Origin of the sequence: Pseudonocardia lutea (assembly GCF_042658055.1) — a bacterium.
GTDB classification, from domain to species: Bacteria; Actinomycetota; Actinomycetes; order Mycobacteriales; family Pseudonocardiaceae; genus Pseudonocardia; species Pseudonocardia lutea.
Genome location: NZ_JBHSQK010000018.1, coordinates 1 through 26,125, shown reverse-complemented (window position 1 = coordinate 26,125; position 26,125 = coordinate 1). Strand labels below are relative to the sequence as shown.

General features: G+C 74.3%; 23 protein-coding genes. 13 read left to right on the top strand and 10 right to left on the bottom strand.

From position 1 onward, the window contains the following. Positions 1 to 243: 243 nt before the first annotated feature. The gene (ggh, locus tag ACFQH9_RS09175) at positions 244 to 1,671 is read left to right on the top strand and encodes a glucosylglycerate hydrolase (RefSeq protein WP_379565500.1); all 1,428 of its coding nucleotides are present in this window, start codon (positions 244 to 246) and stop codon (positions 1,669 to 1,671) included. Between the two features lie 63 nt (positions 1,672 to 1,734). Here the strand turns inward: ggh and ACFQH9_RS09170 are convergent, their stop codons facing one another. The 3 genes from ACFQH9_RS09170 to ACFQH9_RS09160 form a co-directional block, all read right to left on the bottom strand. After that, positions 1,735 to 2,445, bottom strand: a complete 711-nt coding sequence (locus ACFQH9_RS09170) for a TSUP family transporter (protein ID WP_379565499.1) — start codon at positions 2,443 to 2,445, stop codon at positions 1,735 to 1,737. 250 nt (positions 2,446 to 2,695) lie between these two features. Beyond that, positions 2,696 to 5,527 carry an aconitate hydratase gene (locus ACFQH9_RS09165; protein WP_379565498.1) on the bottom strand — a complete coding sequence of 944 codons (2,832 nt, stop codon included), beginning with the start codon at positions 5,525 to 5,527 and terminating at the stop codon, positions 2,696 to 2,698. A 261-nt stretch (positions 5,528 to 5,788) separates the two neighbouring features. Then, entirely contained in the window at positions 5,789 to 7,249 is a 1,461-nt protein-coding gene (locus ACFQH9_RS09160; protein WP_379565496.1) for a flagellar basal body protein FliL, read from the bottom strand. A gap of 249 nt (positions 7,250 to 7,498) precedes the next feature. On the opposite strand from ACFQH9_RS09160, the gene ACFQH9_RS09155 reads away from it, so the two are divergent. The 7 genes from ACFQH9_RS09155 to ACFQH9_RS09125 all read left to right on the top strand — a co-directional run bounded on the left by ACFQH9_RS09155 (position 7,499) and on the right by ACFQH9_RS09125 (position 14,680). Further along, complete coding sequence (locus ACFQH9_RS09155) at positions 7,499 to 8,815, top strand: NlpC/P60 family protein (RefSeq protein WP_379565495.1); 1,317 nt, start codon at positions 7,499 to 7,501, stop codon at positions 8,813 to 8,815. A 57-nt stretch (positions 8,816 to 8,872) separates the two neighbouring features. Beyond that, positions 8,873 to 10,003, top strand: a complete 1,131-nt coding sequence (locus tag ACFQH9_RS09150) for an AAA family ATPase (protein WP_379565494.1) — start codon at positions 8,873 to 8,875, stop codon at positions 10,001 to 10,003. Continuing rightward, on the top strand, positions 10,000 to 10,968 hold the full coding sequence (locus tag ACFQH9_RS09145) for a DUF58 domain-containing protein (RefSeq protein WP_379565493.1): 969 nt from the start codon (positions 10,000 to 10,002) through the stop codon (positions 10,966 to 10,968). Before ACFQH9_RS09150 ends, ACFQH9_RS09145 begins: the two co-directional genes overlap by 4 nt. 7 nt (positions 10,969 to 10,975) lie before the next feature. Beyond that, positions 10,976 to 11,968, top strand: coding sequence for a VWA domain-containing protein (locus ACFQH9_RS09140; RefSeq protein ID WP_379565492.1), 993 nt, complete (start codon positions 10,976 to 10,978; stop codon positions 11,966 to 11,968). A gap of 105 nt (positions 11,969 to 12,073) precedes the next feature. Then, the gene (gene fabG / locus ACFQH9_RS09135; RefSeq protein ID WP_379565491.1) at positions 12,074 to 12,784 is read left to right on the top strand and encodes a 3-oxoacyl-ACP reductase FabG; all 711 of its coding nucleotides are present in this window, start codon (positions 12,074 to 12,076) and stop codon (positions 12,782 to 12,784) included. A gap of 30 nt (positions 12,785 to 12,814) precedes the next feature. Beyond that, positions 12,815 to 13,591: an enoyl-ACP reductase FabI gene (gene fabI, locus ACFQH9_RS09130; RefSeq protein ID WP_379565490.1), complete on the top strand. Its 777-nt coding sequence runs from the start codon at positions 12,815 to 12,817 to the stop codon at positions 13,589 to 13,591. 36 nt (positions 13,592 to 13,627) lie between these two features. Beyond that, on the top strand, positions 13,628 to 14,680 hold the full coding sequence (locus ACFQH9_RS09125) for a ferrochelatase (RefSeq protein WP_379565489.1): 1,053 nt from the start codon (positions 13,628 to 13,630) through the stop codon (positions 14,678 to 14,680). A 226-nt stretch (positions 14,681 to 14,906) separates the two neighbouring features. Here ACFQH9_RS09125 and ACFQH9_RS09120 read toward each other — a convergent pair whose 3' ends face one another. Then, positions 14,907 to 16,088, bottom strand: coding sequence for an FAD-binding oxidoreductase (locus tag ACFQH9_RS09120; protein ID WP_379565488.1), 1,182 nt, complete (start codon positions 16,086 to 16,088; stop codon positions 14,907 to 14,909). A gap of 70 nt (positions 16,089 to 16,158) precedes the next feature. On the opposite strand from ACFQH9_RS09120, the gene ACFQH9_RS09115 reads away from it, so the two are divergent. Continuing rightward, positions 16,159 to 17,016: a LysR family transcriptional regulator gene (locus ACFQH9_RS09115; RefSeq protein ID WP_379565487.1), complete on the top strand. Its 858-nt coding sequence runs from the start codon at positions 16,159 to 16,161 to the stop codon at positions 17,014 to 17,016. A 160-nt stretch (positions 17,017 to 17,176) separates the two neighbouring features. Here ACFQH9_RS09115 and ACFQH9_RS09110 read toward each other — a convergent pair whose 3' ends face one another. Continuing rightward, entirely contained in the window at positions 17,177 to 17,965 is a 789-nt protein-coding gene (locus ACFQH9_RS09110) for a hypothetical protein (RefSeq protein ID WP_379565486.1), read from the bottom strand. 158 nt (positions 17,966 to 18,123) lie between these two features. On the opposite strand from ACFQH9_RS09110, the gene ACFQH9_RS09105 reads away from it, so the two are divergent. From ACFQH9_RS09105 to ACFQH9_RS09095, 3 genes are all read left to right on the top strand, one after another. Next, the gene (locus ACFQH9_RS09105; RefSeq protein WP_379565485.1) at positions 18,124 to 18,963 is read left to right on the top strand and encodes a DUF3097 domain-containing protein; all 840 of its coding nucleotides are present in this window, start codon (positions 18,124 to 18,126) and stop codon (positions 18,961 to 18,963) included. Positions 18,964 to 19,033: 70 nt separating this feature from the next. Continuing rightward, positions 19,034 to 19,465: an NfeD family protein gene (locus tag ACFQH9_RS09100; protein WP_379565484.1), complete on the top strand. Its 432-nt coding sequence runs from the start codon at positions 19,034 to 19,036 to the stop codon at positions 19,463 to 19,465. 14 nt (positions 19,466 to 19,479) lie between these two features. After that, a complete protein-coding gene (locus ACFQH9_RS09095) occupies positions 19,480 to 20,691 on the top strand; it encodes an SPFH domain-containing protein (RefSeq protein ID WP_379565483.1) in 1,212 nt (403 codons plus the stop codon). An 89-nt stretch (positions 20,692 to 20,780) separates the two neighbouring features. On the opposite strand, the gene ACFQH9_RS09090 is transcribed toward ACFQH9_RS09095, so the two are convergent. The 5 genes from ACFQH9_RS09090 to ACFQH9_RS09070 all read right to left on the bottom strand — a co-directional run bounded on the left by ACFQH9_RS09090 (position 20,781) and on the right by ACFQH9_RS09070 (position 24,415). Further along, on the bottom strand, positions 20,781 to 21,575 hold the full coding sequence (locus ACFQH9_RS09090) for an energy-coupling factor ABC transporter ATP-binding protein (protein WP_379565482.1): 795 nt from the start codon (positions 21,573 to 21,575) through the stop codon (positions 20,781 to 20,783). Next, the gene (gene cbiQ / locus ACFQH9_RS09085; protein WP_379565481.1) at positions 21,572 to 22,336 is read right to left on the bottom strand and encodes a cobalt ECF transporter T component CbiQ; all 765 of its coding nucleotides are present in this window, start codon (positions 22,334 to 22,336) and stop codon (positions 21,572 to 21,574) included. Before cbiQ ends, ACFQH9_RS09090 begins: the two co-directional genes overlap by 4 nt. A 1-nt stretch (position 22,337) precedes the next feature. Beyond that, complete coding sequence (locus ACFQH9_RS09080) at positions 22,338 to 22,697, bottom strand: PDGLE domain-containing protein (protein ID WP_379565480.1); 360 nt, start codon at positions 22,695 to 22,697, stop codon at positions 22,338 to 22,340. Further along, the gene (locus ACFQH9_RS09075; RefSeq protein ID WP_379565479.1) at positions 22,694 to 23,410 is read right to left on the bottom strand and encodes an energy-coupling factor ABC transporter permease; all 717 of its coding nucleotides are present in this window, start codon (positions 23,408 to 23,410) and stop codon (positions 22,694 to 22,696) included. Before ACFQH9_RS09075 ends, ACFQH9_RS09080 begins: the two co-directional genes overlap by 4 nt. 150 nt (positions 23,411 to 23,560) lie before the next feature. Then, positions 23,561 to 24,415, bottom strand: a complete 855-nt coding sequence (locus ACFQH9_RS09070; RefSeq protein WP_379565478.1) for a glycosyltransferase family 2 protein — start codon at positions 24,413 to 24,415, stop codon at positions 23,561 to 23,563. Positions 24,416 to 24,822: 407 nt separating this feature from the next. Here ACFQH9_RS09070 and ACFQH9_RS09065 point away from each other — a divergent pair. Then, positions 24,823 to 26,125, top strand: a 1,303-nt coding sequence (locus ACFQH9_RS09065; RefSeq protein WP_379565477.1) for a glycosyltransferase family 2 protein, incomplete at its 3' end; no start/stop codon positions are given.

The window sequence follows — 26,125 nt, the reverse complement described above, 5'->3', positions numbered from 1 at the left end:
GAATAGCGAGGAAACGATCGTCGTCCGCGGCGTGGGCCGATCCGCGCCGCAGGTCGACGGATCGTGGCGCCGTCGTGCTCGTCGACCACCCGTACCGGTGATCCGGCGGCCGTAACGCCTCCGCGGCGGCCCGATGAAGCGAGCGACGACATATTGAGCCGTTCGATACTCGCGGTTACCCTGCAGTTAAGTACCGCCGATACCGATGAGGCGTGGATATACGCCGGAAGGAAGCACATCCCCGTGAGCACGGAGTCCGACACCGGCAATCATCCGGCCCCCTCCGCCGCCGCTCCCCAGGCCCCCGGCAGGCCGGGCGGAGTTCCGGACGCCGCCTACGGCTCCGCGCTCACCGAGGCAGGGCTCGGCATCCGTGCGGCCGAGGTGCTGCGGACCAACGACATGGGTGGGTGGACGAAGGCGGCTCCGCTGCTCTACCCGCACCAGTGGAGCTGGGACAGCGCGTTCGTCTCCCTCGGCTGGGCACAGGTCGACGTGCGCCGGGCGATGACCGAGCAGCTGCGGCTGTTCGAGGCGCAGTGGCGCAACGGGATGGTCCCGCAGATCGTGTTCAACCCGCTGGCCGGGCCGGAGTCGTACTTCCCGGACCCCGCGCGCTGGGCCGTCGAGGTGTCGCCCGAGGCCCCCGTCGGCGTCGCCGAGACCAGCGGCATCTGCCAGCCGCCGGTGCACGCGATCGCCGTGGCGCGGATCTGGGAGGTCGCGCTCGGCACCGAGGCCGAGGCGGACGTCCGCGGCCGGCTGCGTGAGCTCTTCCCCAAGCTCCTCGCGTGGCACCGGTACCTCGCCGAGCACCGCGACCCGTCGGCGTCCGGCCTGGTCACGACGTACCACCCGTGGGAGGGCATCGACAACTCCCCGCGCTGGGACGGCGTGCTCGGCCGGCTCGAGATCGGCGAGGTCCCGCCGTACACCCGTCGGGACGTCCAGCACGTCGCCGACGCCGGCCAGCGCCCCACCGACGCGCACTACGACCGGTTCCTCTGGCTGCTCGAGCTGCTCAAGCGGTACCGCTACGACGACGCCGTGATCCACGAGCGGTACCCGTTCCTGGTCAAGGACGTGTTCTTCACCTCGGTGCTGATCATGGCGAACCGGGCGCTGCTCGAGATCGCCGACGTCGTCGGGGCCACGCAGGCCCAGCGCGCGGCGATCCAGGGCTGGATCGACCGGGCCCGCGCGGGCGTGGCGGCGGCGACCGACCCCGCGAGCGGCATGACCTACGACGTGGACCTGGGCGCGGACGCGCCGATCGAGGTCGCGACGTTCGCCGGCATGTCCGCCCTGCTCGACGCCGGCGCCCCGACCGCCCGGCGCGCCCGCGCGCGCTCGCTCCTCGACTCCGAGGACTTCGCCGGTCACCCGGACCTGCGCTGGGCGATGCTGCCGAGCACCAGCCCCCGCGAGGAGTGCTTCGACCCGCGCAACTACTGGCGCGGCCCGGTCTGGCCGATCGTCAACTGGCTGTACTGGAAGGGCCTGCGGGACGGCGGCGACACCGCCCGCGCCGCCGCCCTCCGCGAGGCCGCGCTCGACTCGCTGCGCCACGTCGGCTTCGCCGAGTACTTCGACCCGATGACGGGCGAGGCCCTCGGGTCGGCGATGCAGTCCTGGACCGCCGCCGTCGCCCTCGACTGGCTGGCCTCCTGACCCTGAGCGTGCCTGCTGCCCCGGAGCGGACGGGATGCCTGCACGAGCACGGCCGGCCCACGGCTAGGCGAACTGCGCCTGCACCAGCAGAGCGACGGCGGCGACCGCGGCCAGGCCCAGGACCGCGGGGCGGGTCCAGCCCCGGTCGAGGATCCGGCGCAGCGGGTTCGACAGCAGGAAGCCCACGGCCATGAACGGGATCAGCACCGCGCCCTGCAGCAGGTGCGCCCCGTCGACCTGGCCGCCGAGCGCCAGGACGGCCAGCGAGAGCAGGGTGCCGAGGCCGAAGTAGGCGCCGAGGGTCGCACGGACCGTGGCGCCGTGTTCGTGCTGGTAGAGCAGCGCGACCGGCGGCCCGCCGATCCCGGCGGCGGTGCCCGACACCCCGCTCACCGCGCCCGCGACCAGCAGCGCCGCCGGGGTCGGGCGCAGCTGCAGCCGGACGAGCGAGGCAGCCACGCACACCAGGACCGCGGCGGCGACGAAGGTCGCGAACTCCCGGTACGGCAGCAGGGCCACCACCGTCGCGCCGAGGACGGCGCCGGGCAGCCGCCCCGTGAGCGCCCACGCCACGCCCCGCCAGTCGGCGTCGCGCCACTCCCGGACGAGGGCGAGCACGGCGTGCGCCCCCGCGACGACGATCAGCGGGACCGGGACGTAGGCCGGGTCCAGCAGCGCCAGCAACGGTGCGGCCACGAGTGCTATCCCGAAGCCGACGGTGCCCTGCACCACCGCCCCCGCGGCCACCACCAGCCCGGCCCACAGCACCACCACGGGGTGTCACCGTACGAGCCCCTTCGCACCGCCCGCGCACAGGAGCGGAGAAGACGGTGTGGAGAACGAGTCCCGGCTGGTGCTCGGCGGCCTGGCGCAGCACCCGCTCGAACGTCGACCGGCGACACCGCACCGCCATCAGCGCCTCCGGTCGAAGGTCTGCCCCTCACACAAGGGCACGCGCATGATCGAGACGACGACGGGCCCCGCACTCGTGAACCGAGTGCGGGGCCCGTCGTCGAGTCGTTGCTCAGGAGCGGAGCATGCCGCGCAGCACGTACTGCAGGATGCCGCCGTTGCGGTAGTAGTCCGCCTCACCGGGGGTGTCGATGCGGACGGTGGCGTCGAACTCGACCGTCTCGCCCGACTCCTTCGTGGCCGTCACGTGCACCGTCCGCGGGGTGGTCCCGGAGTTGAGCTCCGTGATGCCGGCGATGTCGAAGGTCTCGGTGCCGTCGAGGCCCAGGGACCGCGCCGACTCGCCCTGCGGGAACTGCAGCGGGATCACGCCCATGCCGATGAGGTTCGAGCGGTGGATGCGCTCGAAGGACTCCACGATCACGGCCTTGACACCCAGCAGCGCGGTGCCCTTGGCCGCCCAGTCACGCGACGAGCCGGAGCCGTACTCCTTGCCGCCCAGCACGACCAGCGGGGTGCCCGCGGCCGCGTAGTTCTGCGCGGCGTCGTAGATGAACGCCTGCGGGGCGCCCTCCTGGGTGAAGTCCCGGGTGTAGCCGCCGGAGACGTCGTCGAGCAGCTGGTTGCGCAGCCGGATGTTCGCGAACGTGCCGCGGATCATCACCTCGTGGTTGCCCCGCCGCGAGCCGAAGGAGTTGTAGTCCTTCTTCTCCACGCCGTGCTCGTCGAGGTACTGCGCCGCCGGGGTGCCCGGCTTGATCGAACCGGCGGGGGAGATGTGGTCGGTGGTGACCGAGTCCCCGAGCAGCGCGAGCACGCGGGCGCCGGTGATGTCCTCGACCGGGGCCGGGTCGCTCGCCATGCCCTCGAAGTACGGGGGCTTGCGGACGTAGGTCGACTCCTGGTCCCACTCGAAGGTCCGGCCCTCGGGGGTGGGCAGCGAGCGCCACCGCTCGTCGCCCCGGAAGACGTCCGCGTAGTCCTTGGCGAACATCTCCTCGGTGATCGCGCCGTCGATCGTCGCCTGGACGTCCTGCGCCGACGGCCAGATGTCGCGGAGGTAGACGTCCGTGCCGTCCGTGTCCGTGCCCAGTGGCTGGGACTCGAAGTCGAAGTCCATCGTTCCGGCCAGCGCATAGGCGATGACCAGCGGCGGGGACGCCAGGTAGTTCATCTTGACGTCCGGGTTGATCCGGCCCTCGAAGTTCCGGTTGCCGGACAGCACCGAGACGACGGCGAGGTCGGCCTCGTTGACCGCCTGCGAGATCTCCTCGGGCAGCGGGCCCGAGTTGCCGATGCAGGTGGTGCAGCCGTAGCCGACCAGGTGGTAGCCGAGCTTCTCGAGGTAGGGCCAGAGGCCGGCCTTCTCGTAGTAGTCGGTGACAACCTGCGAGCCCGGGGCCATCGAGGTCTTCACCCACGGCTTGACCGCGAGGCCCTTGTCGACGGCGTTCTTGGCCAGCAGGGCCGCCCCGAGCATGACCGAGGGGTTCGAGGTGTTGGTGCACGAGGTGATCGAGGCGATCACGACGGCGCCGTGGTCGATCTCGAACTCCGCGCCGCCCATCGTGACCTTGGTCGGCTTGCTCGCCCGGCCCGTGGAGCCGTGGGCGGCGGAGATCGGCGCGTGCGGCTTGCCGGCGTCGCCGTTGCCGTCGTGCGCCGGGGAGGCGGGGTCACTGGCCGGGAAGGACTCCTCGCCGGCCTCGTCGACCGTGGAGCCGGAGGAGGCGGCGTCGTCCGGGTCGGTCTGGTCCGGCGCGGAGGCGTAGTCGACGAGCGACGACCGGAACGCCTCCTTGGCCTGGGCGAGCTCGATGCGGTCCTGCGGGCGCTTCGGGCCGGCGATCGACGGGACGACCGTCGACAGGTCCAGCTCGAGGCTCTCGGAGTACCGCGGCTCGGCCTTCGGGTCGTGCCAGAGGCCCTGCTCCTTGGCGTAGGCCTCGACCAGGGCGACCTGCTCGGCGGAGCGGCCGGTGAGCTTGAGGTACCGGACGGTCTCGTCGTCGATCGGGAAGATCGCGGCGGTGGAGCCGAACTCGGGGCTCATGTTGCCGATGGTGGCCCGGTTGGCCAGCGGCACGGCGCCGACGCCCTCGCCGTAGAACTCGACGAACTTGCCGACCACGCCCTGCTTGCGCAGCATCTCCGTGATCGTGAGCACCACGTCGGTGGCGGTGGCGCCGGCCGGGATCTCGCCGGTCAGCTTGAAGCCCAGCACCTTCGGGATCAGCATCGACACGGGCTGGCCGAGCATGGCGGCCTCGGCCTCGATGCCGCCGACGCCCCAGCCCAGCACGCCCAGGCCGTTGACCATCGTGGTGTGCGAGTCCGTGCCGACCAGGGTGTCCGGGTAGGCCTGGCCGTTGCGGGCCATCACGACGCGGGCCAGGTGCTCGATGTTGACCTGGTGCACGATGCCGGTGCCCGGCGGGACGACCTTGAACTCGTCGAACGCGCCCTGGCCCCAGCGCAGGAACTGGTAGCGCTCCTTGTTGCGCTGGTACTCGAACTCGACGTTGCGCTCGAACGCGTCGGGCCGGCCGAACACGTCGATGATCACCGAGTGGTCGATGACCAGCTCGGCGGGCGCGAGCGGGTTGACCTTGGACGGGTCGCCGCCCATCTCGGTCACGGCCTCGCGCATGGTCGCCAGGTCGACGACGCACGGGACGCCGGTGAAGTCCTGCATGATCACGCGCGCAGGCGTGAACTGGATCTCGGTGTCCGGCTCGGCCGCCGGGTCCCAGTTCGCGAGCGCGCGGATGTGGTCGGCGGTGACGTTGGCACCGTCCTCCGTGCGCAGCAGGTTCTCCAGCAGCACCTTGAGGCTGTACGGCAGGTTCTCCGAGCCCTCGACGGCCGAAAGCCGGAAGATCTCGTACTCGCTGCCCCCGACCCCGAGGGTCCCCTTGGCTCCGAAGCTGTCGGTACTGGCCACTGTCGGCTCTCCTCCTGGTGGCGTGGTGGGCGCGTCTTCTTCTCGGGTGTCCCGCGGGAGTCTCGCGCACCGTGGGCTCCACGGCAGGACGACCCCGTCCCACCTCAAACAGTACGCCTGTCCTATATACGGGGTCGAGGGAGGGGGTCGCAGGTCACGGGCGTACCCCGAAACGGGCGGGGGAAAGACCGGGAACGACGCCGGAACGCACGGCGACCGGCGGCGCGAGGTNCCCCGCCCGCCCGCCGCGCGGACGGGGGATCAGTTGCCGGCGACCAAGGCGTCGAGGTCGCCGGGCTGCAGCGCGCCGAGCAGGTCGGCGTAGAGCTGGACGACGGTCTGACCGGGCGAGACGTACCAGGACCCGCCGTCCTCGGTCGTCACCACCTTCACGTCCAGCACCGCCGCGGCCAGCCGCGGGACCAGCTGCCGGACGGCCGGCGTGGTGCCGACCTGGGCGCCGACGAGCGAGCCGAGCTGGCCCGCGCACAGCTGCGGCGGCGCGCCCTCGACCCCGCTGATCGTCAGGCAGTCGCCGGTCCGGGTCACGGTGACCCCGGTGCCGGTGCCGTCGTCGACGGTCAGGCTCGCCAGCGAGAGCGCGGTGCGCCCGCGGACCTCCGTCTCGGTGGTCCGCAGGTCGACGAGGCGCGCCCCGGTGGGCTGCGCGCCTGCGGCGTCGTCGACGAGGGCGGGTCCGGCGTCGTGCAGCGCGGCCATCTCGGTCGGGTCGGTCAGCTCGATCACCCGGCGGACGTCCGCGTCGAGCGCGGCCTGGACGAGGTCGCGGACGGCGTCCTGCGCGCTCCCGGCCCCGCGGGCGTCGACCGACGTCGTCGGCCACGGCGCCACGGCGTCCTTCAGCGCGTAGTCGGCCGCGGTGTAGAGGCCGCTGACGTACCACTCGCCGTCGACCTGCACGGTGGCGACGCGGATGGGCTCGCCCTGCTCGCGCACGACCTGCGCGATGTCGATCGTCTCCGGGACGGCCGCGGGCGGGGCCCCGTTCGGGTAGACCTTGGCCTTGAAGGAGTCGGTGAACGGCAGGCTCGCCGGATCCCGGGTCGTCGTGATGGTGCCGGCGACGAGCTTGGTGATCGTGACGTTCGGGCGGACCTGCTCGGCGCCGGCCTCGTCGAACCGCAGCCCGGAGAAGGTCACGGTGTCGAGGCTCGCGTCGGCCCGCGCGTCGGGGCGCAGCACGTCGAGCCGCTGCAGCTCACCGGTGAGCACCGAGCCGAGGTCGGTGAGCAGGCTGGCCTCGTCGGGCGCCATCCGGCTGTAGGCACGCAGGTAGTCGCGGCCCTCGAGGTCCGCGGCGAGCGCGGTGACGGCGCCGTTCGGAGAGCTCGCGCCGCCGCTGCCGCCGAGCAGCGCCCATACCGCGACGCCCCCGCCCGCCAGCAGGGCGAGCACCGCGACGGCCGCGGTGACCAGTGGCCACCGCCGCTTCCGCCGCGGCCCCCCGGCGCCGCCGCCACTGCCGTCGCCGCCGGGCCCGGGCGGCGGGCTCCAGGCGGGCGGCCCACCGTAGGCCGGCTGGGCCGGGTACTGCTGCGGCGGGTACTGCTCGGTGGGGTACTGCGCGGCCGGGGCCGCTCCGACGCCGGGGCCCTCCGCCCACGCGCGGTCGCCCGGGTACGGCTGCGGGCCGGTCGACGGGCCGGGGTCCCGGCCTCCCGCGTGCGGACCCTGCCCGGGCCCCTGGCCGCCGTCGCTCACCGTCGTACCCCCTCGTCGGGCACCCGCCGTCGGGTGCGCTCGCCGGGATCATGGTGGATCCCGGGTGTCCGGAACAGGGTGGGAGTACCGGGTTGTGCTCCTCCGTCCGGCCCAGCCCGCGGCGCGGCCGGGACCGGCCGCCGTCCTCCGAGTGGAGGAAGTTCGCCCCGCGTACCGGCGTGGCGACCGGGGGTGACGGGCGGCCGGTGCCAAGGTGCCCCCGATCCAGTCGATCACCGGGGGGAAGCGGTGCGGTTCGCGCGGGGGTTCCTGCTCGTCCTGCTCGTCACGCTGCTCACCGCCGCCTCGGTGGCGCCGGCGGGCGCCGCGCCCGACCCGACCCCGCCGCCGAACCCGAGCAACGAGGACCTGCAGCGCAGCCGCGACGCCGTGCACGGCCGCGCCGCCGACGTCGCGCGGCTGACCCAGCGGCTCTCCGAGCTGCAGGCGGAGGCCGACGAGCTGCAGATCCAGGTCGCCGAGCAGCACGAGTCCGCCAACCAGGCGCTCGACGTCCTCACCGGCGCCCAGGCCGAGGCCGACGCGGCGGCCGCCCGCGCCGACTCGGCACGCGCCCAGACGCTGGCGGCGGGCAAGGCCGTGGACGCCGCCCGGACCCGACTCGACGACTTCGTCGCCGGCACCTACTCGCAGGGTCTCGACCTCGGCCCGATCGGGCTGCTCACCACGGCGACCGGGCCGCAGGACCTCGTCGACCGGGCCCAGCTCACGGACGCGCTCGCCCAGCAGCAGGCCGCCGCGCTCGACGGGCTCGAGCGCGCCCGCGTGCAGCAGGCCAACGCCGACTCCACCGCCCGGAAGGCGCAGGAGGAGGCCGAGGAGCGCCGGCAGGCCGCCGCCGCCGCCAAGGTCGCCGCGGACCAGGCCCTCGCCGGGGCGCAGCAGGCCGCGGACGTGCAGGCCCGGCGGATGGAGGCGGTCGCGGGGGAGCAGGCGCAGGTCCAGGCCCAGCTCGACGCCGCCGAGGACGCCGACGCCGGCCTGCGCGCGCAGCGGCAGCGTTTCCAGGACTGGCAGCGGGCGCAGGAGGAGGCCGAGGCCGCCCGGCAGCGCGCCGCGCGCGAGGAGGCCGCGGCCCGGGCCGGGTCGGCGCCGCCGCCCACCGTCCGCCGCACCGGCTCGGGCGCGGTGCAGACCGTGATCGACCGGGCGATGTCGCAGCTCGGCGTGACCTACGCGTGGGGCGGCGGGACCGCCCGCGGCCCGTCGCTCGGCATCCGCGACGGCGGGGTCGCCGACCGCTTCGGCGACTACCGCAAGGTCGGCTTCGACTGCTCGGGTCTGATGCTCTACGCGTTCGCCGGGGTCGGGGTGAAGCTGCCGCGTTACAGCGGCAACCAGCACGCCTACGGCGACCAGGTCCCGCTCGCGCAGATGCGGCCCGGCGACATGCTGTCGTGGGCCCGCAACGGCCGCGTCTACCACATCGCCCTCTACATCGGGGGCGGGAGGATGATCGAGGCCCCGTACTCCGGCGCGCGGGTCACGATCTCCCCGGTCCGGTACTCGGGTGGCCTGCTGCCCACGGTCTCCCGGGTGATCTAGCGCCGCGGCCGCACCCCGCTCACCGGTAGTTCACGGGACGTCCGGTGTGATGGGGCGGTGAGCGTGCAGCCTTCCCCCGACCCGACGCCGCCCTCCGGCACCCCGGCCGCCACGCCGCCGGCCCCCGCGTCCACCCCCGCGTCCACCCCCAAGGACGACGCCGAGCTCCTCGAGCGCGCGGTCTTCGAGATCAAGCGGGTCATCGTCGGGCAGGACCGGCTCGTGGAGCGGATGCTCGTCGGGCTGCTCGCCAAGGGGCACCTGCTGCTGGAGGGCGTCCCGGGCGTCGCCAAGACCCTCGCCGTGGAGACGGTCGCGAAGGTCGTCGGCGGCACGTTCGCGCGGCTGCAGTTCACCCCGGACCTCGTCCCGTCGGACATCCTCGGCACCCGGATCTACCGGCAGGGCCGCGAGGAGTTCGACGTCGAGCTGGGCCCGGTCGTCGCCAACTTCGTGCTGGCGGACGAGATCAACCGCGCCCCGGCCAAGGTCCAGTCCGCGATGCTCGAGGTCATGGCCGAGCGGCACCTGTCGATCGGCGGCCGGACCTTCCCGATGCCGGACCCGTTCCTCGTGCTGGCCACCCAGAACCCGATCGAGAACGAGGGCGTCTACCCGCTGCCCGAGGCGCAGCGGGACCGCTTCCTCTTCAAGATCATCGTGGAGTACCCGGGCGTCGAGGAGGAGCGCGAGATCGTCTACCGGATGGGCGCGGTGCCCCCCGTGGCCGAGCAGGTCATGGAGCCGGCCGAGCTGGTCCGCCTGCAGGGCGTGGCCTCGCAGGTCTTCGTGCACCACGCGCTCGTCGACTACGTGGTGCGGCTGGTCGTCGCCACCCGCACCCCGGCGGACCACGGGCTGCAGGACATCGCCGGCTGGGTCGCCTACGGGGCGTCCCCGCGTGCCACGCTCGGCATCGTCGCCGCGGCCCGCGCGCTGGCGCTGGTCCGCGGGCGGGACTACGTGCTGCCGCAGGACGTCCTCGACGTGGCGCCGGACGTGCTGCGCCACCGGCTCGTGCTGTCCTACGACGCCGTCGCCGACCAGGTCCCGATGGACCACATCCTGCAGCGCGTCCTGCAGACCGTGCCGCTGCCGCAGGTCACCGCCCGCCCGCAGGTCCAGCCGCAACCCGCCCAGGCGGCGCAGCCGGCGGCCGCCTACCCGCCGGCGGCCGGCTCGTCGTGACCGCGCCGAGCCCGGCGGGCCCCCGCGCGGGCTGCGCCGCCCACTTCGCCCACTCCGGCCCGCCGTCGCTGCGGCAGGGCAACCTCGAGGCGGCGCTTCGCACCCTCGAGCTGACCGTGCGCGGCCGGCTCGACGGGTTGCTGCAGGGCAACCATCTCGGCCTGCTGCCCGGTCCGGGATCCGAACCGGCGGAGGCGCGGCCCTACCGGGCGGGCGACGACGTCCGGCGGATGGACTGGGCCGTCACCGCCCGCACCACCGAGCCGCACGTCCGCGAGACGATCGCCGACCGCGAGCTGGAGACCTGGGTCGTCGTCGACCTGTCGCCGAGCCTCGACTTCGGCACCGCGCACTGCGAGAAGCGCGACCTGGCGGTGGCCGCCCTGGCGGCGGTGGCGCACCTGACCCGCGGCGGCGGGAACCGGATCGGCGCGATCGTGTCGACCGGCGCCCGGACCGTCCGGATCCCGGCCCGCGGCGGTCTCGCCCACACCCGCAGCGTGGTGCGCCGGGTGGCCGAGGTGCCCCGCGCGGAGGACGGCACCCGCGGCGACCTCACCGCGGCCCTCGAGCAGCTGCGCCGGCCGCCGCGCCGCCGCGGGCTCGCCGTCGTGATCTCGGACTTCCTCGGCGAGCCGGAGTGGGAGCGCTCGCTGCGCGGCCTGGGCGCCCGGCACGACCTGCTCGCCGTCGAGGTCCTCGACCCGCGCGAGCTGGACCTACCGGACGTGGGCACGGTCGTGCTGGCCGACCCGGAGACCGGCCGGCAGCGCGAGGTCGAGACCACGCCGCTGCTGCGCCGCGAGTACGCCGCGGCCGCCTCCGCGCACCGCGACCGGGTGGCCGACGCGCTGCGCCGCTGCGGGGCCGGGCACCTGCGGCTGCGCACCGACTCGGACTGGATCTCCGACATCGTGCGGTTCGCGCTGGCCCGCAAGCGGGCCTGGTCGGGCGGTGGGCGGTGACCCCGGCATGACGTTCGCCTCGCCCTGGTGGCTGCTCGGACTGCTGATCGTGGCCGCCCTGGTGGCCGGGTACCTGGTGCTGCTGCGCCGGCGACGCCGGGACGTCCTCCGGTTCACCAACCTCGAACTGCTGGAGAAGGTCGCTCCCAAGCGGCCCGGCTGGTACCGGCACCTCCCCGCGGCCGCGCTGGTCACCGCGCTCGCGGTGCTGACGATCGCGCTGGCCGGCCCGCAGGCCGAGGCCAAGGTCCCGCGGAACCGGGCCACGGTGATGCTGGTGATCGACGTGTCGCTGTCGATGCAGGCCACGGACGTCGAACCCACCCGGCTCGCGGCCGCGCAGGCCGCGGCGAAGGCGTTCGCCGACCAGCTCACGCCCGGGATCAACCTCGGCCTGGTCTCCTTCGCGGGCACCGCGGCCGTCCTGGTCTCGCCGACCACGGACCGCAACTCGGTCAAGCGCGCCGTCGACGGGCTCAAGCTCTCGGAGTCCACGGCGACTGGCGAGGCGATCTTCGCGTCGATGCAGTCGATCGAGTCGTTCTCCCAGTCCGTGGCGGCCTCGGGGTCGGGCGGCGAGGAGGCGCCCCCGCCGGCCCGGATCGTGCTGATGAGCGACGGCAAGCAGACGGTCCCGGGACCGGACGGGGAGAACGAGCCGCGCGGCGCGTTCACCGCCGCCCGGCAGGCCGCCGAGGCGAAGATCCCGGTCTCCACGATCTCGTTCGGCACGGAGTACGGGACGATCGACATCGAGGGCGGCCGCACCCGCGTCGCCGTCGACGACGCCTCGATGAAGCAGATCGCCGACCTCTCCGGCGGCCAGTTCTTCACCGCCGCGAGCGAGGACGAGCTGCGCCGGGTCTACGCCGACCTGTCCGAGCAGATCGGGTACGAGGTGCGCCGGGTCGACACCAGCCGGCCGTGGCTCGCCGGCGGCGCGCTGCTGCTCGTGGTGGGGCTCGGCAGCGGGCTGCTGCTCGGGCGCCGCCTGCCGTGAGCGCGGGCGTGCCATCGCGGCGACCAGCGCCCCGCCCACCACGCCGACGAGCGCCGTGACGCGTGTCGCGGCCCGCCGCGCGCCCGTGCACTAGGTTCTGTGCCCGTGGGTAGGAGCGTGCTGGTCACCGGAGGAAACCGCGGCATCGGCCTGGCGATCGCGGAGGCGTTCGCGGCCCAGGGGGACCAGGTGGCGGTGACGTACCGCAGCTCGGCGGAGGGGCTCCCGGGCGAGCTGCTGCCGGTCCAGTGCGACGTCACCGACGCCGCCGCCGTCGACGCGGCGTTCACGACCGTCGAGGAGAAGCACGGCCCCGTGCAGGTCCTGGTCTCCAACGCCGGGATCACGGACGACGGGCTGCTCATGCGGATGAGCGAGGACTCGTTCACCTCGGTCCTCGACGCGAACCTCACCGCGGCCTACCGGGTCGCGAAGCGCGCCTCGCGCGGGATGCTCAAGGCCAAGGGCGGGCGGATGATCTTCATCTCGTCCGTCGTCGGGCTGCTGGGCAGCGCCGGCCAGGTCAACTACGCCGCCTCCAAGGCCGGGCTGGTCGGGCTGGCCCGCTCGGTCGCGCGCGAGCTCGGCTCCCGCGGCATCACCGCCAACGTCGTGGCCCCCGGCTTCGTCGACACCGACATGACCCGCGCGCTCTCCGAGGAGCGGCGCGCCGAGATCACCAAGCAGGTCCCGCTGGGCCGCTACGCCTCGGTGGCGGAGGTCGCCTCCGCCGTCACCTGGCTCGGTTCGGAGCAGGCCGGGTACGTCACCGGGGCGGTCATCCCGGTCGACGGCGGCCTCGGCATGGGCCACTAGAACTCCCCGACACGCGAGGAAAGGGTCCTGATGGGACTGCTCGAGGGCAAGAAGCTGCTGATCACCGGCGTGATCACGGACGCGTCGCTGGCGTTCCACGCCGCGAAGATCGCGCAGGAGCAGGGCGCGGAGGTCGTGCTCACGGGGTTCGGCCGGCTGCGGCTGGTGGAGCGGATCGCGCAGCGGCTGCCGAAGCCCGCCCCGGTCGTCGAGCTCGACGTGGCGAACCAGGAGCAGCTGGACTCCCTGGTCGAGCGGGTGTCCCCGCACCTCGGGGACGCGCCGGCGCTCGACGGCGTGCTCCACTCGATCGGCTTCGCCCCGGCCTCCTGCCTGGGTGAGGGCGCCTTCCTCAACGCCCCGTGGGAGGACGTCGCCACGACGATCCAGGTCAGCGCGTACTCGTTCAAGTCGCTGTCCACCGCGCTGCTGCCGCTGCTCGGGCCGGGCGCGTCCGTCGTCGGGATGGACTTCGACAACCGGCAGGCCTGGCCGGCCTACGACTGGATGGGCGTCGCCAAGTCGACGCTCGAGTCCGTCACCCGCTACCTCGCCCGCGACCTCGGCCCCAAGGGCATCCGGGTCAACCTGGTGGCCGCCGGGCCGGTGAAGACGATGGCCGCGAAGTCCATCCCGGGCTTCGCCGCGTTCGAGGACAACTGGGACGGCCGCGCGCCGCTGGGCTGGGACGTCGGCGACCCCGTGCCCGTCGCCAAGACGGTCTGCGCGCTGCTCTCGGACTGGCTGCCCGTCACCACCGGCTCGATGGTGTGGGCCGACGGCGGGTTCCACGCCATCGGGGTCTGACGGGCGGGCGTTCGCGGGCCGGGGTTGAATGAGCGCGTGGTTCCGTCCTCGACCCCGCCCCCCGGTCCGTACGACGCGCTGCTCCTGCTCTCCTTCGGCGGCCCCGAAGGGCCGGCGGAGGTGCGCCCGTTCCTCGAGAACGTGGTGCGCGGGCGCGGGGTGCCGCCGGAGCGGCTCGACGCCGTCGAGGAGCACTACCAGCACTTCGGCGGCGTCTCGCCGATCAACGCCCGCAACCGGGAGCTGATCGGCGCGCTCCGCGCGCGCACCGAGCTGCCGGTCTACTTCGGCAACCGCAACTGGCACCCGATGGTGGAGGACACCCTCGCGGAGATGACCCGCGACGGGGTGCGGAACGCCCTGGTGTTCGCCACCAGCGCCTACGGCGGCTACTCCGCCTGCCGGCAGTACGACGACGACATCGCCCGCGCCCGCGCCGCCGTCGGCGCCGGAGCCCCGCACCTGACCAAGCTGCGGCACTTCTTCGACCATCCGCTGTTCGTGCAGGCCAACGCCGACGCGGTGCGCGCCGCGCTGGCCCAGGTGCCCGACGGTGCCCGGGTCGTGTTCACCGCGCACTCCGTCCCGGTCGCCGCCGACGCCGCGGCCGGGGTGCCGGAGGAGGGCGGGCACCGCTACTCGCGGCAGGTCGCCGAGGCGGCGCGGCTGGTCGCGGCCGAGCTGGGGACCACCGAGTACGACGTCGTGTGGCAGTCCCGGTCCGGCCCGCCGCAGGTGCCGTGGCTGGAGCCGGACGTCGTCGACCACGTCGAGGCGCTGCACGCGAAGGGCATCGAGGCGGTCGTCGTGGCGCCGGTCGGGTTCGTCTCCGACCACGTCGAGGTCATCTGGGACCTCGACAACGAGGCCGCGGAGAAGGCCTCCGAGCTGGGGATGGCGTTCGCGCGGGCCGCGACGGCCGGCCCGGACCCGCGCTTCGCCGACATGGTCGTGGAGCTGATCGCGGAGCTGCAGGAAGGCGCCCCCGTCCGGGCCCTGGGCAGCGTCCCCCGCGCAGGCCGCACGGTCGACGGCGCCCCCTGCGCGCTGAACTGCTGCGAGCCGGTCCGCCGCCCCACCCGCCCCTAGCCACCGGGGGTCCCCCGAGGCCGCGCTCTGTGCTCCCGCGAGTCGGGAGTTGCGGCACCGCGAGTCGGCACTTCCGCGGCACCGAACCGCACATCCCGGGAGCTCCCGGGATGTGCGGTTCGGACGCCCCGGGGTGCGGGAACGGCGGTCGTCGTGGGCATCCCACGCTCCCCTCCTCGAACTCGACGCCGACAGAGCCGACTCGGTCAGGAGAACCTGTCAACGACTAGTCCTGGCCGTCCAGGCCGTAGGCGAAGGTCCACGCACGGCCGAGATCGTCCGCGCCGAACGGCCGGAACAGGTCCCGGTGCACCGCGCGGGCGGCGGTCTCGTCCGGGCCGTCGAGAACGGTGACCGCCCGCAGCAGGTACGCGGCGTCCCGGAAGCTCGCGGGAACCGTCCGGCCACGGGCGTACGCCCCGCCGAGGCGGCGCACCTCGGTGACCGAGGGGACCGGGGCGCCCGGGCCGGTCAGCGGGGGGATCGCCTGCAGCCCGTCGCGATCGAGGGCGTGGAGGAGTCGGGCGTCGCCGACGTACGGCTCGGGCTCGGTCGGGTCCCGGTGGATCGTGTGCGACTCGGCCGCCGGCATCCACCGCAGGCGCTCGTGGAGCACCGGACCCAGGTCGCGCAGGGAGCCGGCGAGCGCCTCGGCGTCGACGGTGGCGGCGATGGTGATCATGGCGATGTGCCGTCCGCGGAACGGCGGCGGCAGGCCCGGGTCGTGTCCGAAAGGGACGAGGGAGATCCCGCTCGTGACCTCCTCGGGCAGGTCGGCGCTCCACGCGGCCCAACCGTCGAGCACGGCGGACGTGACCTCGAGCGCGAGCGAGCCGCCCCAGATCTCGGCGACCTCGACGAGCTCGATCTCGACGGCGGTGACGACCGTGCCGTCCGCCGCAAGCCGGTCCCGCTCGACCGTCTCGCCGGAGGCGGCGACGCCCTCGACCCGGCGGACCCGGTCCGCCGCGAACCCGAAGGTGCGGCCGAGCAGGCCGAACCCGCCGCCGAGGAGATAGCCCACCACGCCGACGTTCGGGGAGCTGCCGCTGAGCGGCGCGAGGCCGTGCGGGCTCGCGGCGGCGACGACGTCGGCCCACGTCGCGCCGGCCTCGACCCGAGCGCGTCGAGCGGCCGGATCCACGCGGACCTTCCGCAGCCGGCGCGTGCTGATCAGCAGCCCGCCGTCGAGCGGTGACGTGAGCCCGTGCCCGCTGGACTGGACGGCGAGCGCGAGGCCGTGTTCGGCGGCGTGGCGCACGGCGGCCCGGACGTCGGCCGCGGACCGGGCGGCGACGACGAGGTCCGGACGGTGCGCGCGGGCGGCCTGGAAGCCGCGGCGCTCGGCGTCGTAGCCGGGGTCCCCCGGGCGGAGGACGGCGCCGATGAGGGTGTTCGTCGTGGTCATGACCCCAGGCTGGGCGAGGGAAGGGCAGAAGTCCAAGACATGGGTGGTCTCTCGGCTAGCATTACTGCTTATGGAGCTGCGTCACCTGCAGTATCTGGTCGCGGTGATCGAGGAGGGGACCGTGACGGCGGCGGCCGCCCGCCTGCACGTCGCCCAGCCCGGTGTGAGCGCCCAGCTGCGGCAGCTGGAGCGGGAACTCGGCGAGCCGCTGCTGACCCGGACCTCGCGCGGGGTCGCCCCGACGGCGGCGGGGGAGGCCGTGCTGCCCTATGCGCGGGCGGCGCTCGCGGCGGTCGAGGGTGCCCGGCTGGCGGTCGACGAGCTGAAGGGTCTGGTCCGGGGACGGGTGGCGGTCGGGATGGCGCCCTCGCTCGCCGCCACCGACCTACCCGACCTGCTGGCGGACTTCCGCGCGGCGCACCCCGCCGTCGAGATCTCGCTGCGGGAGGGGACCTCGGACGACCTGCTCGCGCAGCTCGTCGCGGGGGAGGTCGACCTGGTGTGGGCGGGGATGGCGGGGAACCCGCCGCCGGGCGTCGCGACACGCACGATCACCGACCAGGCGCTGGTCGCGGTCGGTTCGGACGCGGCCGAGGTGGGGCTGGGCGAGCTGATGGGTCGCCCGCTGATGTGCATGTCGCCCGGAACCGGGCCGCGCGGCGCCTTCGACGCGGCGTGCGCAGCGGCGGGCGTGCGCCCGGCGATCGCGTTCGAGGCCGGGGACCCGCTGCTGCTCGCCCGGCTCGCTGCCCGCGGCCTGGGGGTGGCGGTGCTGCCGGCCGGTGCGGTCCGGGCCGCCGGGCTGGAGGTCCCGGCCGCGGCCCTGGTACCGGAGGTGCGCAGCCGGATCGACCTGGCCTGGCGGTCGGACGGGCCCAACGGACCCGCGGCGCGGGCGCTCATCGCCGCCGCGCGGGCGCGGGGGTGAGGACCCGCGAGTCGGCACTTCCGGGGCACCGAGACACACATCCCGGGAGCGACCGGGATGGGCAACTCGGCCGCCCGAAACCGTCGACTCGCGGTGTCAGAAGTCGCGACTCGCGGTGTCAGAAGTCGCGACTCGCGGTGTCGGAGCTCGCGACTCGCGGTCACGGGGTGGGGGCGTAGGAGCGGACCGCCTCGGCGACCGCGGCGCGCCGGGCGACCCGGACGGCGGTGTCGAGCGGGCGCAGGGCCTCACGTCGGGCGGTGGCGGCGGAGGCCGACAGGGCACCGCCGGGCTCGTCCGCGGAGGCGGCGGCCAGGATCGCCTCGACCTCGTCCGCCTGCTGCAGGACCCGCAGCGCGCGGCCCGGCATCCCCGCGGGCCAGTGCGTGGCCGGCCGGGCGCGCAGGGCGGCGGCGATCTCCTCGCGCACCCCGGGCCGGTGCCGGGCGACCCCGAGCTCGATGAGGATCGACGTCGACTCCCGCACCTGGGCGCGCAGCTCGTGCTCGGCCTCCGCCAGCGGCACGTACTCGGCGGGCGGCAGCGGGGCCGGGACCGGGTGCACCGTCCAGCGCAGGACGCCGTCGGCGATGGGGCTCGGCACCACGCCCAGCCCGGCCTCCGCGAACAGCACACCTTCCCCGGCCGCGATCGCGGCGCGGGTGAAGGAACCGGGGCCGGGCAGGCCACGGATGTCGCCGGGCACCGGGAGCACCAGCCGGCCGGCCCCGCGCGGGGCCCGGCGCAGCGCGGCGAGCAGGAAGGTGAGCGACGAGACGGGCGCGCCCGGCGCGGGGAGGTCCGTGGCGGCCGCGGTGGCCTCGTCGACGGCGACGACGTCGTGGGCCTCGGCCCACGGGGTGAGCGCGTCGAGCACGTCGTCCGGCGCGGCGGAGCCGGCCAGCCAGGCCGACGACCACACCGCGAAGGTGGCGGAGGAGCGGGGCACGAACGCCAGGCTAACCACGCGTGACGGGGGGTCGGCCTCTGCCGTGCGGGTGACGGTGGGTGACGTTCGGTGAGCGGTCGCGTGCGCGCTGCGCTCTTCGGGCGCCACGCCCGCGTGTCGGCGGCGATCCGGTGTGCCCCTTGGGATACAACCCGGACATGCCCGCACCCCACACGCACGACTACCGTGGCGCGTTCGGCGCCGACGGGACCCGGGTCCGGACGAAGCGTGAGATCCCGGAGATCCCCGCGGAGCCCGGCCTGGTGGTCGAGGACCCGGGCAGCGGCTTCTGCGGGGCGGTGGTGCGGATCGACGCCCGCGAGGTCACCCTGGAGGACCGCTTCGGCGCGCGCCGGGTCTTCCCGCTGCGACCCGCGGCCTTCCTGTACGAGGGGCGACCGGCCACGCTCGTGCGGCCCGCGGCCGCGCCGAAGGGACCGGTCCGCTCGGCGTCGGGCTCGGTCAGGGTGGAGAACCTCAAGGCCCGCACCGCCCGCGCGGCCCGCATCTGGGTCGAGGGCATCCACGACGCCGCGCTGCTCGAGACGGTCTGGGGGCACGACCTGCGGGTCGAGGGTGTGGTCGTGGAGCCGCTGCACGGCGTGCACGACCTCGCCGCGGCGGTTCGCGAGTTCGGCCCCGCGCCGCACCGGCGGCTCGGGATCCTCGTCGACCACCTGGTCGCGGGGAGCATGGAGACCCGCCAGGCCGCGTCCGTCATGAACGATCTGGCTGCCGGGCCGAACGTACTGGTCACCGGCCATCCCTTCGTCGACGTCTGGGAGGCCGTCAAGCCCGAGGCGGTCGGGATCCGGGCGTGGCCGACGGTCCCGCGCGGCACCGACTGGAAGACCGGCGTGTGCCGGGCGCTGCGCTGGGGCGAGCCGGCCGACGGCGCGCGCCGGGTGCTCGGCGCCGTGAAGTCCTTCCGGGACCTGGACTCCTCGCTGATCGGGGCCGTGGAACAGCTGATCGACTTCGTGACGCAGGAGGGCTGACCGCGGTCGTTGTGCGACCGCAATGATCGTTTCGGCCACCTCGCCGCGGGACCTCTGCCATCCTGAGGTCATGGTTCCGCTGATCTGGCTGATCGCCGGGATCGCCCTGCTCGCCGGCGAGATGCTGGCGGGGGAGTTCGTCCTGCTGATGCTCGGCGGCGGGGCGCTCGTCGCGGCGGGGGGCTCGGCGCTCTTCGGCCTGGGCTGGCTGGGCAGCACGCTGTTGTTCGCGATCGCCTCGGTGCTGCTGCTGGCGGGGGTGCGGCCCGTGCTGCGGCGCAAGGCGCAGAAGTCCATCGAGGGTTACGTGCACCACACCGACCGGATCGTCGGGGGCACGGCGGTGGTCTCCCGGCGGGTCGACGGGCACGGCGGCCGCGTGCGGATCGGGCCGGACGAGTGGTCCGCCCGCGCCTTCGACGGCGAGCAGGTCATGGAGCCCGGCGACCGGGTCACGGTGGTGCGCATCGAGGGCGCCACCGTGCTCGTGCTCGCCGAGTAGACGGGGGAAGGGACATGGACACGGTGAACGTCGGACTGCTCGTCGTGGTCGTGCTGATCGTGCTGTTCGTGATCATCACGCTGACGAAGGCGGTGCAGATCATCCCGCAGGCCACGGCCGCGGTGGTGGAGCGGTTGGGCCGGTACAAGACCACGCAGAACCCGGGGCTCGCGTTCCTGGTCCCGTTCGTGGACCGGATCCGGGAGCGGATCGACCTGCGCGAGCAGGTCGTGTCCTTCCCGCCCCAACCGGTGATCACGCAGGACAACCTGACGGTGAACATCGACACCGTCGTCTACTTCCGGGTCACGGACCCGAAGTCCGCGGTCTACGAGATCTCGAACTACATCGTCGGCGTCGAGCAGATCACCACGACGACGCTGCGCAACGTCGTCGGCGGCATGACGCTGGAGGAGACGCTCACCTCGCGGGACCAGATCAACACGGTCCTGCGCGGCGAGCTCGACGACGCCACCGGCCGCTGGGGCATCCGCGTCGAGCGGGTGGAGATCAAGGCCATCGACCCGCCGCCGTCGATCCAGGAGTCGATGGAGCGGCAGATGAAGGCCGACCGCGAGAAGCGGGCGATGATCCTCACGGCCGAGGGCCAGCGGGAGTCGGCGATCCGCAGCGCGGAGGGCCAGAAGCAGAGCCAGATCCTCACCGCGGAGGGCGCCAAGCAGGCGGCGATCCTCAACGCCGAGGCCGAGCGGCAGTCGCGCATCCTGCGGGCGCAGGGCGAGCGGGCGGCGCAGTACCTGCGGGCGCAGGGTGAGGCGAAGGCGATCGAGAAGCGGTTCGCCGCGATCAAGGCCGGCCGCCCGACGCCCGAGCTGCTCGCCTACCAGTACCTGCAGACCCTGCCGCAGATGGCGGCGGGCGAGGCGAACAAGGTGTGGCTGGTGCCGTCGGACTTCGGCAAGGCGCTCGAGGGCTTCACCAAGATGCTCGGCGCCCCCGGCGAGGACGGCGTCTTCAAGTACACCCCCTCGCCCGACGACGGCGTGCGTTCGGTCCCCGAGGAGGACGAGGAGTCCGTCAAGGACTGGTTCGACACCACCGGGGACCCGGAGATCGCGCGGCAGGTCGCCGCGGCCACGGCCGAGGCGACCCAGCATGTGCCGGCGATCGGGGAGGAGCCGCGCCCCGCCCGGGGCACCGGGGAGATCCCGCCCAACGGCGTCCCCACCCGGGGCGACTGGTCCGAGGACGCCCCACCCCGCTGACTCGAATCATGGAACCATGATGCGCTCCAGGCCGGGGGTTCTTGCGCATCATGGTTCCATAACGCTCATAGAACTGATCGGAATCGGCGTTATGGTTCCATGATGCGATCAGGAGGTGAGAACCCGAACGGGAGCTCCAGGCGGTGGCGCTCGAGCAGGGCGCGGTCCGCCAGGAGCTCCCGGGTGGGCCCGTCGGCCACGACCACGCCGTCGTCGAGCACGACGCTGCGCGGGCAGAGCTGCAGGGCGTAGGGCAGGTCGTGGGTGACCATCAGCATCGTCCGGCCCAGCCCGAGCAGCACCTCGGCGAGCTCGCGGCGGGCGACCGGGTCGAGGTTCGACGACGGCTCGTCGAGCACCAGGATCTCGGGATCGCAGGCCAGCACCGTGGCCAGCGCGACCCGCCGGCGCTGCCCCCCGGACAGGTGCAGCGGCGAACGGTCGGCGTGCTCCCGCATCCCGACGGCCGCGAGTGCCCGGTCGACCCGCTCCGCGAGCGCCGGCCCGCGCAGCCCGAAGTTCGCGGGGCCGAAGGCGACGTCCTCGCGGACCGAGGGCATGAAGAGCTGGTCGTCGGGGTCCTGGAAGACGATCCCGACGCGGCGGCGGATCTCCTGGACGTGCTCCTTCGTGACGGGCAGCCCGCCGACCTCGACGGTGCCCTCGCCGGGGGCGAGGATGCCGTTGAGGTGCAGCACCAGGGTGGTCTTGCCGGCGCCGTTCGGGCCGAGCAGGGCCACCCGCTCGCCCGGCTCGATCCGCAGGTCCACGCCGTGCAGCGCCTGGTGCCCGTCCGGGTAGGCGAACAGCAGGTCCCGCACCAGCAGCGACGGCGGCGGGGGCGCCGTGCCGCCGGTGGTGCGCGACGGGTCGGCGAGGGTCATGCGATCACCCATCCGGTCACGGCCAGCGCCGCGGCGACGGCGACCGGCGCCAGCCCGGCGGCCCAGTCCCGCCGGGTCGTGCGGTTCTCGGTGAGCACCGGCATCGCGCCCGTCCAGCCGCGGGACAGCATCGCCAGGTGCACCCGCTCGCCGCGCTCGTAGGAGCGGACGAACAGGGCTCCCACGCCACGGGCCGTCGCGCCCGCCTGCCACAGGAACCGCGGGTCGTGCCCGCGCGCGATCCGGGCGAGCCGCATCCGCCGGGCCTCCCCGGCGATCACGTCGACGTACCGGAGCATGAGCGTGGCGATCGTGGTGACCAGCGCGGGGGCGTGCAGCCGCTGCAGACCCACCAGCAGCTCCCGCATCGGCGTGGTGGCGGCCAGGGTGAGCGAGGTGAGGACGCCGAGGGTGCCCTTGGCCAGGATGTTCCACGCGCCGAGCAGGCCGGGCTCGGAGAGCGGGAGCCCCAGCCACTCGATCCGCGGGTCCGGCCCGGTGATCGGCAGCAGCACGGCCAGTACCACGAACGGCAGCTCGATCACCGAGCGGCGCAGGATCCAGCCGACCGGGATCCGGGCCGCGACCCAGACCGCGAGGAGCAGCACCACGTAGCCCGCGAACACCGGGAACGCCTCGCGCGGGGTCGCGACCACGCACACCACGCCCAGGAACGCGGCGACGATCTTCACCTGCGGCGGCAGCCGGTGGACGGGCGAGTCGCGGTGCAGGTGCAGCGGGTGCGCGTGGCCCGCGCCCACCTCAGTCGTCCCCCGGCGGCGTGGACCCGGTGGGGGCGCGCCGGCGCAGCACCTGGAACAGCCCGCCGGCGAGGACGAGGGTCACGAGCACGCCGATGATCCCGGCGATCCCGACCGTGCCCTCGCCGCCGGCCACCGAGTAGTCGGCCAGCGGGGAGCCCGCGGTCGCGTGCTCACCGGCGTTCTGCGCGATGCACGTGCCGTCGAGCTGCTCGCCGGTCCCGGTCCGGGTGACCTGGCAGCCGTGCAGCGCGACCGTGTCCAGTCCGTCCGGGCTCGAGCTGGCGAAGGAGGAGAGCCCGCCGGCGACGAGCAGGGCGACCAGCAGGAAGCCCAGGAGGAAACCGCGGCGGCCGCTCACGCCCCACCCCCGGCCGCCGGCGCGGACGGCGCGGACGGCGCGGACGGCGTCGACCTGCGGGTCAGCGGCGTCGCCGTGCCGCGCAGCAGGTACACGAGGTCGGGCCGGACGGACGCGACCGCACCGACGGTCGTCGCGGTGATCACGCCCTCGCCGATCCCGATCAGCGCGTGCAGGCCGACCATCAGCACGAACACCGTGCCGAGGGCGGCGCCGCCGCTGCCGCCGATCGCGTACTCGAGGACGAAGCCCAGCGAGGCGACCACGGTGTTGACGAACGCGGCGACGAAGGCCGTGGCCATCAGCCCGCCCCGGCCGCGCCGGGCGACCCGGCGCAGCAGCAGGGCGACCCCGTAGCCGGTGAACACGCCGATGAGCGCCATGTTGGTGACGTTCGTGCCGAGCGCGGTGAGCCCGCCGTCGGCGAACAGCAGCGCCTGGACCAGCAGCACGATCGCGATGCACACCGTGCCGACCCACGGCCCGACCAGGATCGCGACGAGGGCGCCGCCGAGCAGGTGGCCACTGGCGCCGGGCAGGATCGGGAAGTTGATCATCTGCGCGGCGAACACGAACGCGGTGACCAGACCGGCCATCGGCGCGGTGCGCTCGTCGAGGTCCGCGCGGGCGCGCACGAGGCAGAGGACGAGGCCGACGACGGCCACGGCCCCGAAGACGAGCGAGGTCGGGGCGTTCACCAGCCCGTCGCTCATGTGCATGGCGGTGACCACGAGGCCTCCCGGGGTGCGAGGGGTGCGCCGGTCCCGGCGCCGCCCCTCATCTCAACGCCTCGGCGCCGCAATCGCAAACAACCTGCGGGAGCGAAGGCGCGGCGACTGTCCGGTCGGAGGGGGCCGCCCGCCTCAGGCCGCGGCGAGCTCCCGCCGGCGCTCCCGCTCCTCGCGCTTCTCCGAGCGCGAGGCGAGGACGGACAACGCGGAGCGCCGCACCGCACCCACCGGCGCGAGTACCGCACCGACGAGGCGGTCGAGCGCGCGGACCTCGTAGACGGGGGAGTCGCCGAGCTCGGCGACGATGGCCGTGTGCTCGCCGCGGACCCGCTCGGCGTAGCCCGGCTGGCGCGGCGAACCGCTGATCCGCACGGCGGCGAGCGGCTCGGGCCGGCCGAGGAACTCGCCGTGGTGCAGCAGGCGCAGCCAGCAGTCCAGGTCGAGCAGCTCGTCCCGGCGCCCGCGCCAGCCGCCCGCGGCGGTGAAGCTCTCCCGCCGGAAGGTGACGTTGCACGCGTCGCCGATCAGGTTGCTCCGGCTGCGCACGATCTTGCGTGCCACCTCGTCGCCGCTGCGGGTGCCGATCAGCCCGTTGAGCCCGCGGCGGGGGACGAGCACCCGGCTCTTGTCGTCGACGACGTGCCGGCGGGCCGCGACGAGCGTCAGCCCCGGGTCGTCGAGCAGCGGCTGGGTCTGCAGCTCGAGGCAGCGCGGGTGGAGGATGTCGCCGTCCGTGACGGTCTTCACCAGCGGGGCCCGGCTCAGCGCGATCGCGCGGTTGCGGGCCTCGGCGCGGGAGACGCGCTCGTCGGTCCGCTCCACCCGGATCCGCGGGTCCGCGAAGGACCGCATGATCTCGAACGTGCCGTCCGTGCTCCCGTTGTCGACGAGCACGAGCTCGAACTCGGGTTCGGTCTGCTCCAGCACCGAGCCGATCGTCTCGGCCAGATGACGCTCGCCGTCCGTGACGGCGGCGACCACGGACACCGTGGCCTGATACACACCGGGGAAGCCGGCCGCGGTCACCGGCGGCCCGGTTCCCGCTGCTCCGCCGCGTGCGCGAGGCGGTCCGTGCTGTCCATGGCGCGACTGTACCGAGCACACCGGACGGGGCCGGTCGGCGGCCCGGACGCACTGTCCGTAAGGTTCGCGTCGTGATCCCGGAGCAGCCGAGCACCCGCGGAAGTGCGGAGCGGAGTCGTCCGGGTCACGATCGGGGGCGGCGGGGGGGTGCGTCCACGCGGGCGGGCGAACGTCCCGTCACGTAACGCGCCGACGAGGCCGAGGGATAGACCAAGCGATGACGGAGTACCGGGTGACATCTCGACCTGCAGAAGTCGGGCGCCGACGCGTCAACGCGACAGCACACGACGTGCGACGAGGGGGAGACTGCGATGCAGCGCAGTGACCGGCGCAGTGTCCAGCGCAGCGACGATCCGACCGTCTCCGTGGTGGTGCCCACCCGGAACGAGGCCCGCAACCTGCAGGTGGTGCTGCCGGCCATCGCGGCCGTGCGGCCCGCGGTCCACGAGGTGATCGTCGTCGACGGCAACTCGGTCGACGGCACCGTGGAGACCGCACGGCGCGTCCTGCCGTGGGTCCGGATCGTCGAGCAGACGCGCAAGGGCAAGGGCAACGCGATGGCGTGCGGGTTCGCCGCCGCCACCGGGGACATCCTCGTGATGTTCGACGCCGACGGGTCGGCCGACCCGGCCGAGATCCCGGCGTTCGTGGCGGCGCTGAAGGCGGGAGCCGACTTCGCCAAGGGCAGCCGCTTCGCGCGCGGCGGCGGCAGCGACGACATCACGCTGCTGCGCCGCAGCGGCAACGCCGGGCTGAACGGGGTCGCCAACGCGCTGTTCGGCACCCGGCACTCGGACCTGTGCTACGGCTACAACGCCTTCTGGGCCGACCTCCTGCCCCTGCTGGAGCTGCCGCCGGTGGACGCTCCCGCACCGGACGACGGGTCGATGCTCTGGGGCGACGGGTTCGAGATCGAGACCGTGCTGGCCTGCCGTGTCGCGGCGGCCGGGCTGCGGGTCACCGAGGTGCCCTCCTACGAGCGCGAGCGCCTCTTCGGCGACACCAACCTGCGAACCTTCGCCGACGGCACCCGGGTGCTGCGCACCCTCGCCGCCGAGCGGCGGCGCGCCAACCGGCGTCGTGAGGAGCCACCGGCGGTGGCGGCTCCCGCGGTGGCGCCGCAGGCGACCCCCGAGGTGACGCCGCAGACGGCCCCGGTGACGGCGCAGGTGACGGCGCAGGTGACGGCCCCGCTGACGGCACCGGTCACGGCCCGCTTCGGCACGACCCTGGAGAGCGCGGTCGCCGGCGCGGTGAACGGGCACGCGAACGGCCGTGCGCACAACGGGCACGTGAACGGGCACGCCCGGAACGGCCACGTGAACGGCCACGCGCAGAACGGCCACGTGAACGGCCACGCGCAGAACGGCAGCGGGTACGCCCGGAACGGGCACGTCAACGGACGGCCGTCCGGCAAGGCCGACACCCTGCCGGTGCCCCCGACGACCGAGCCGGTGCAGCCGACCGCGTCCGCCGCGTCCGCCGCGTCCGCCGCGTCGACCGCCCCGGTCGCGCCGGCCGTGCAGGCCGAGCCGACCGCTCAGCAGGCGTCGGCCGCCGCGACCCCGCCCAAGCCGCCCACGCCGCCCGCGGCGACCCCGCCCGCGCCGCCCG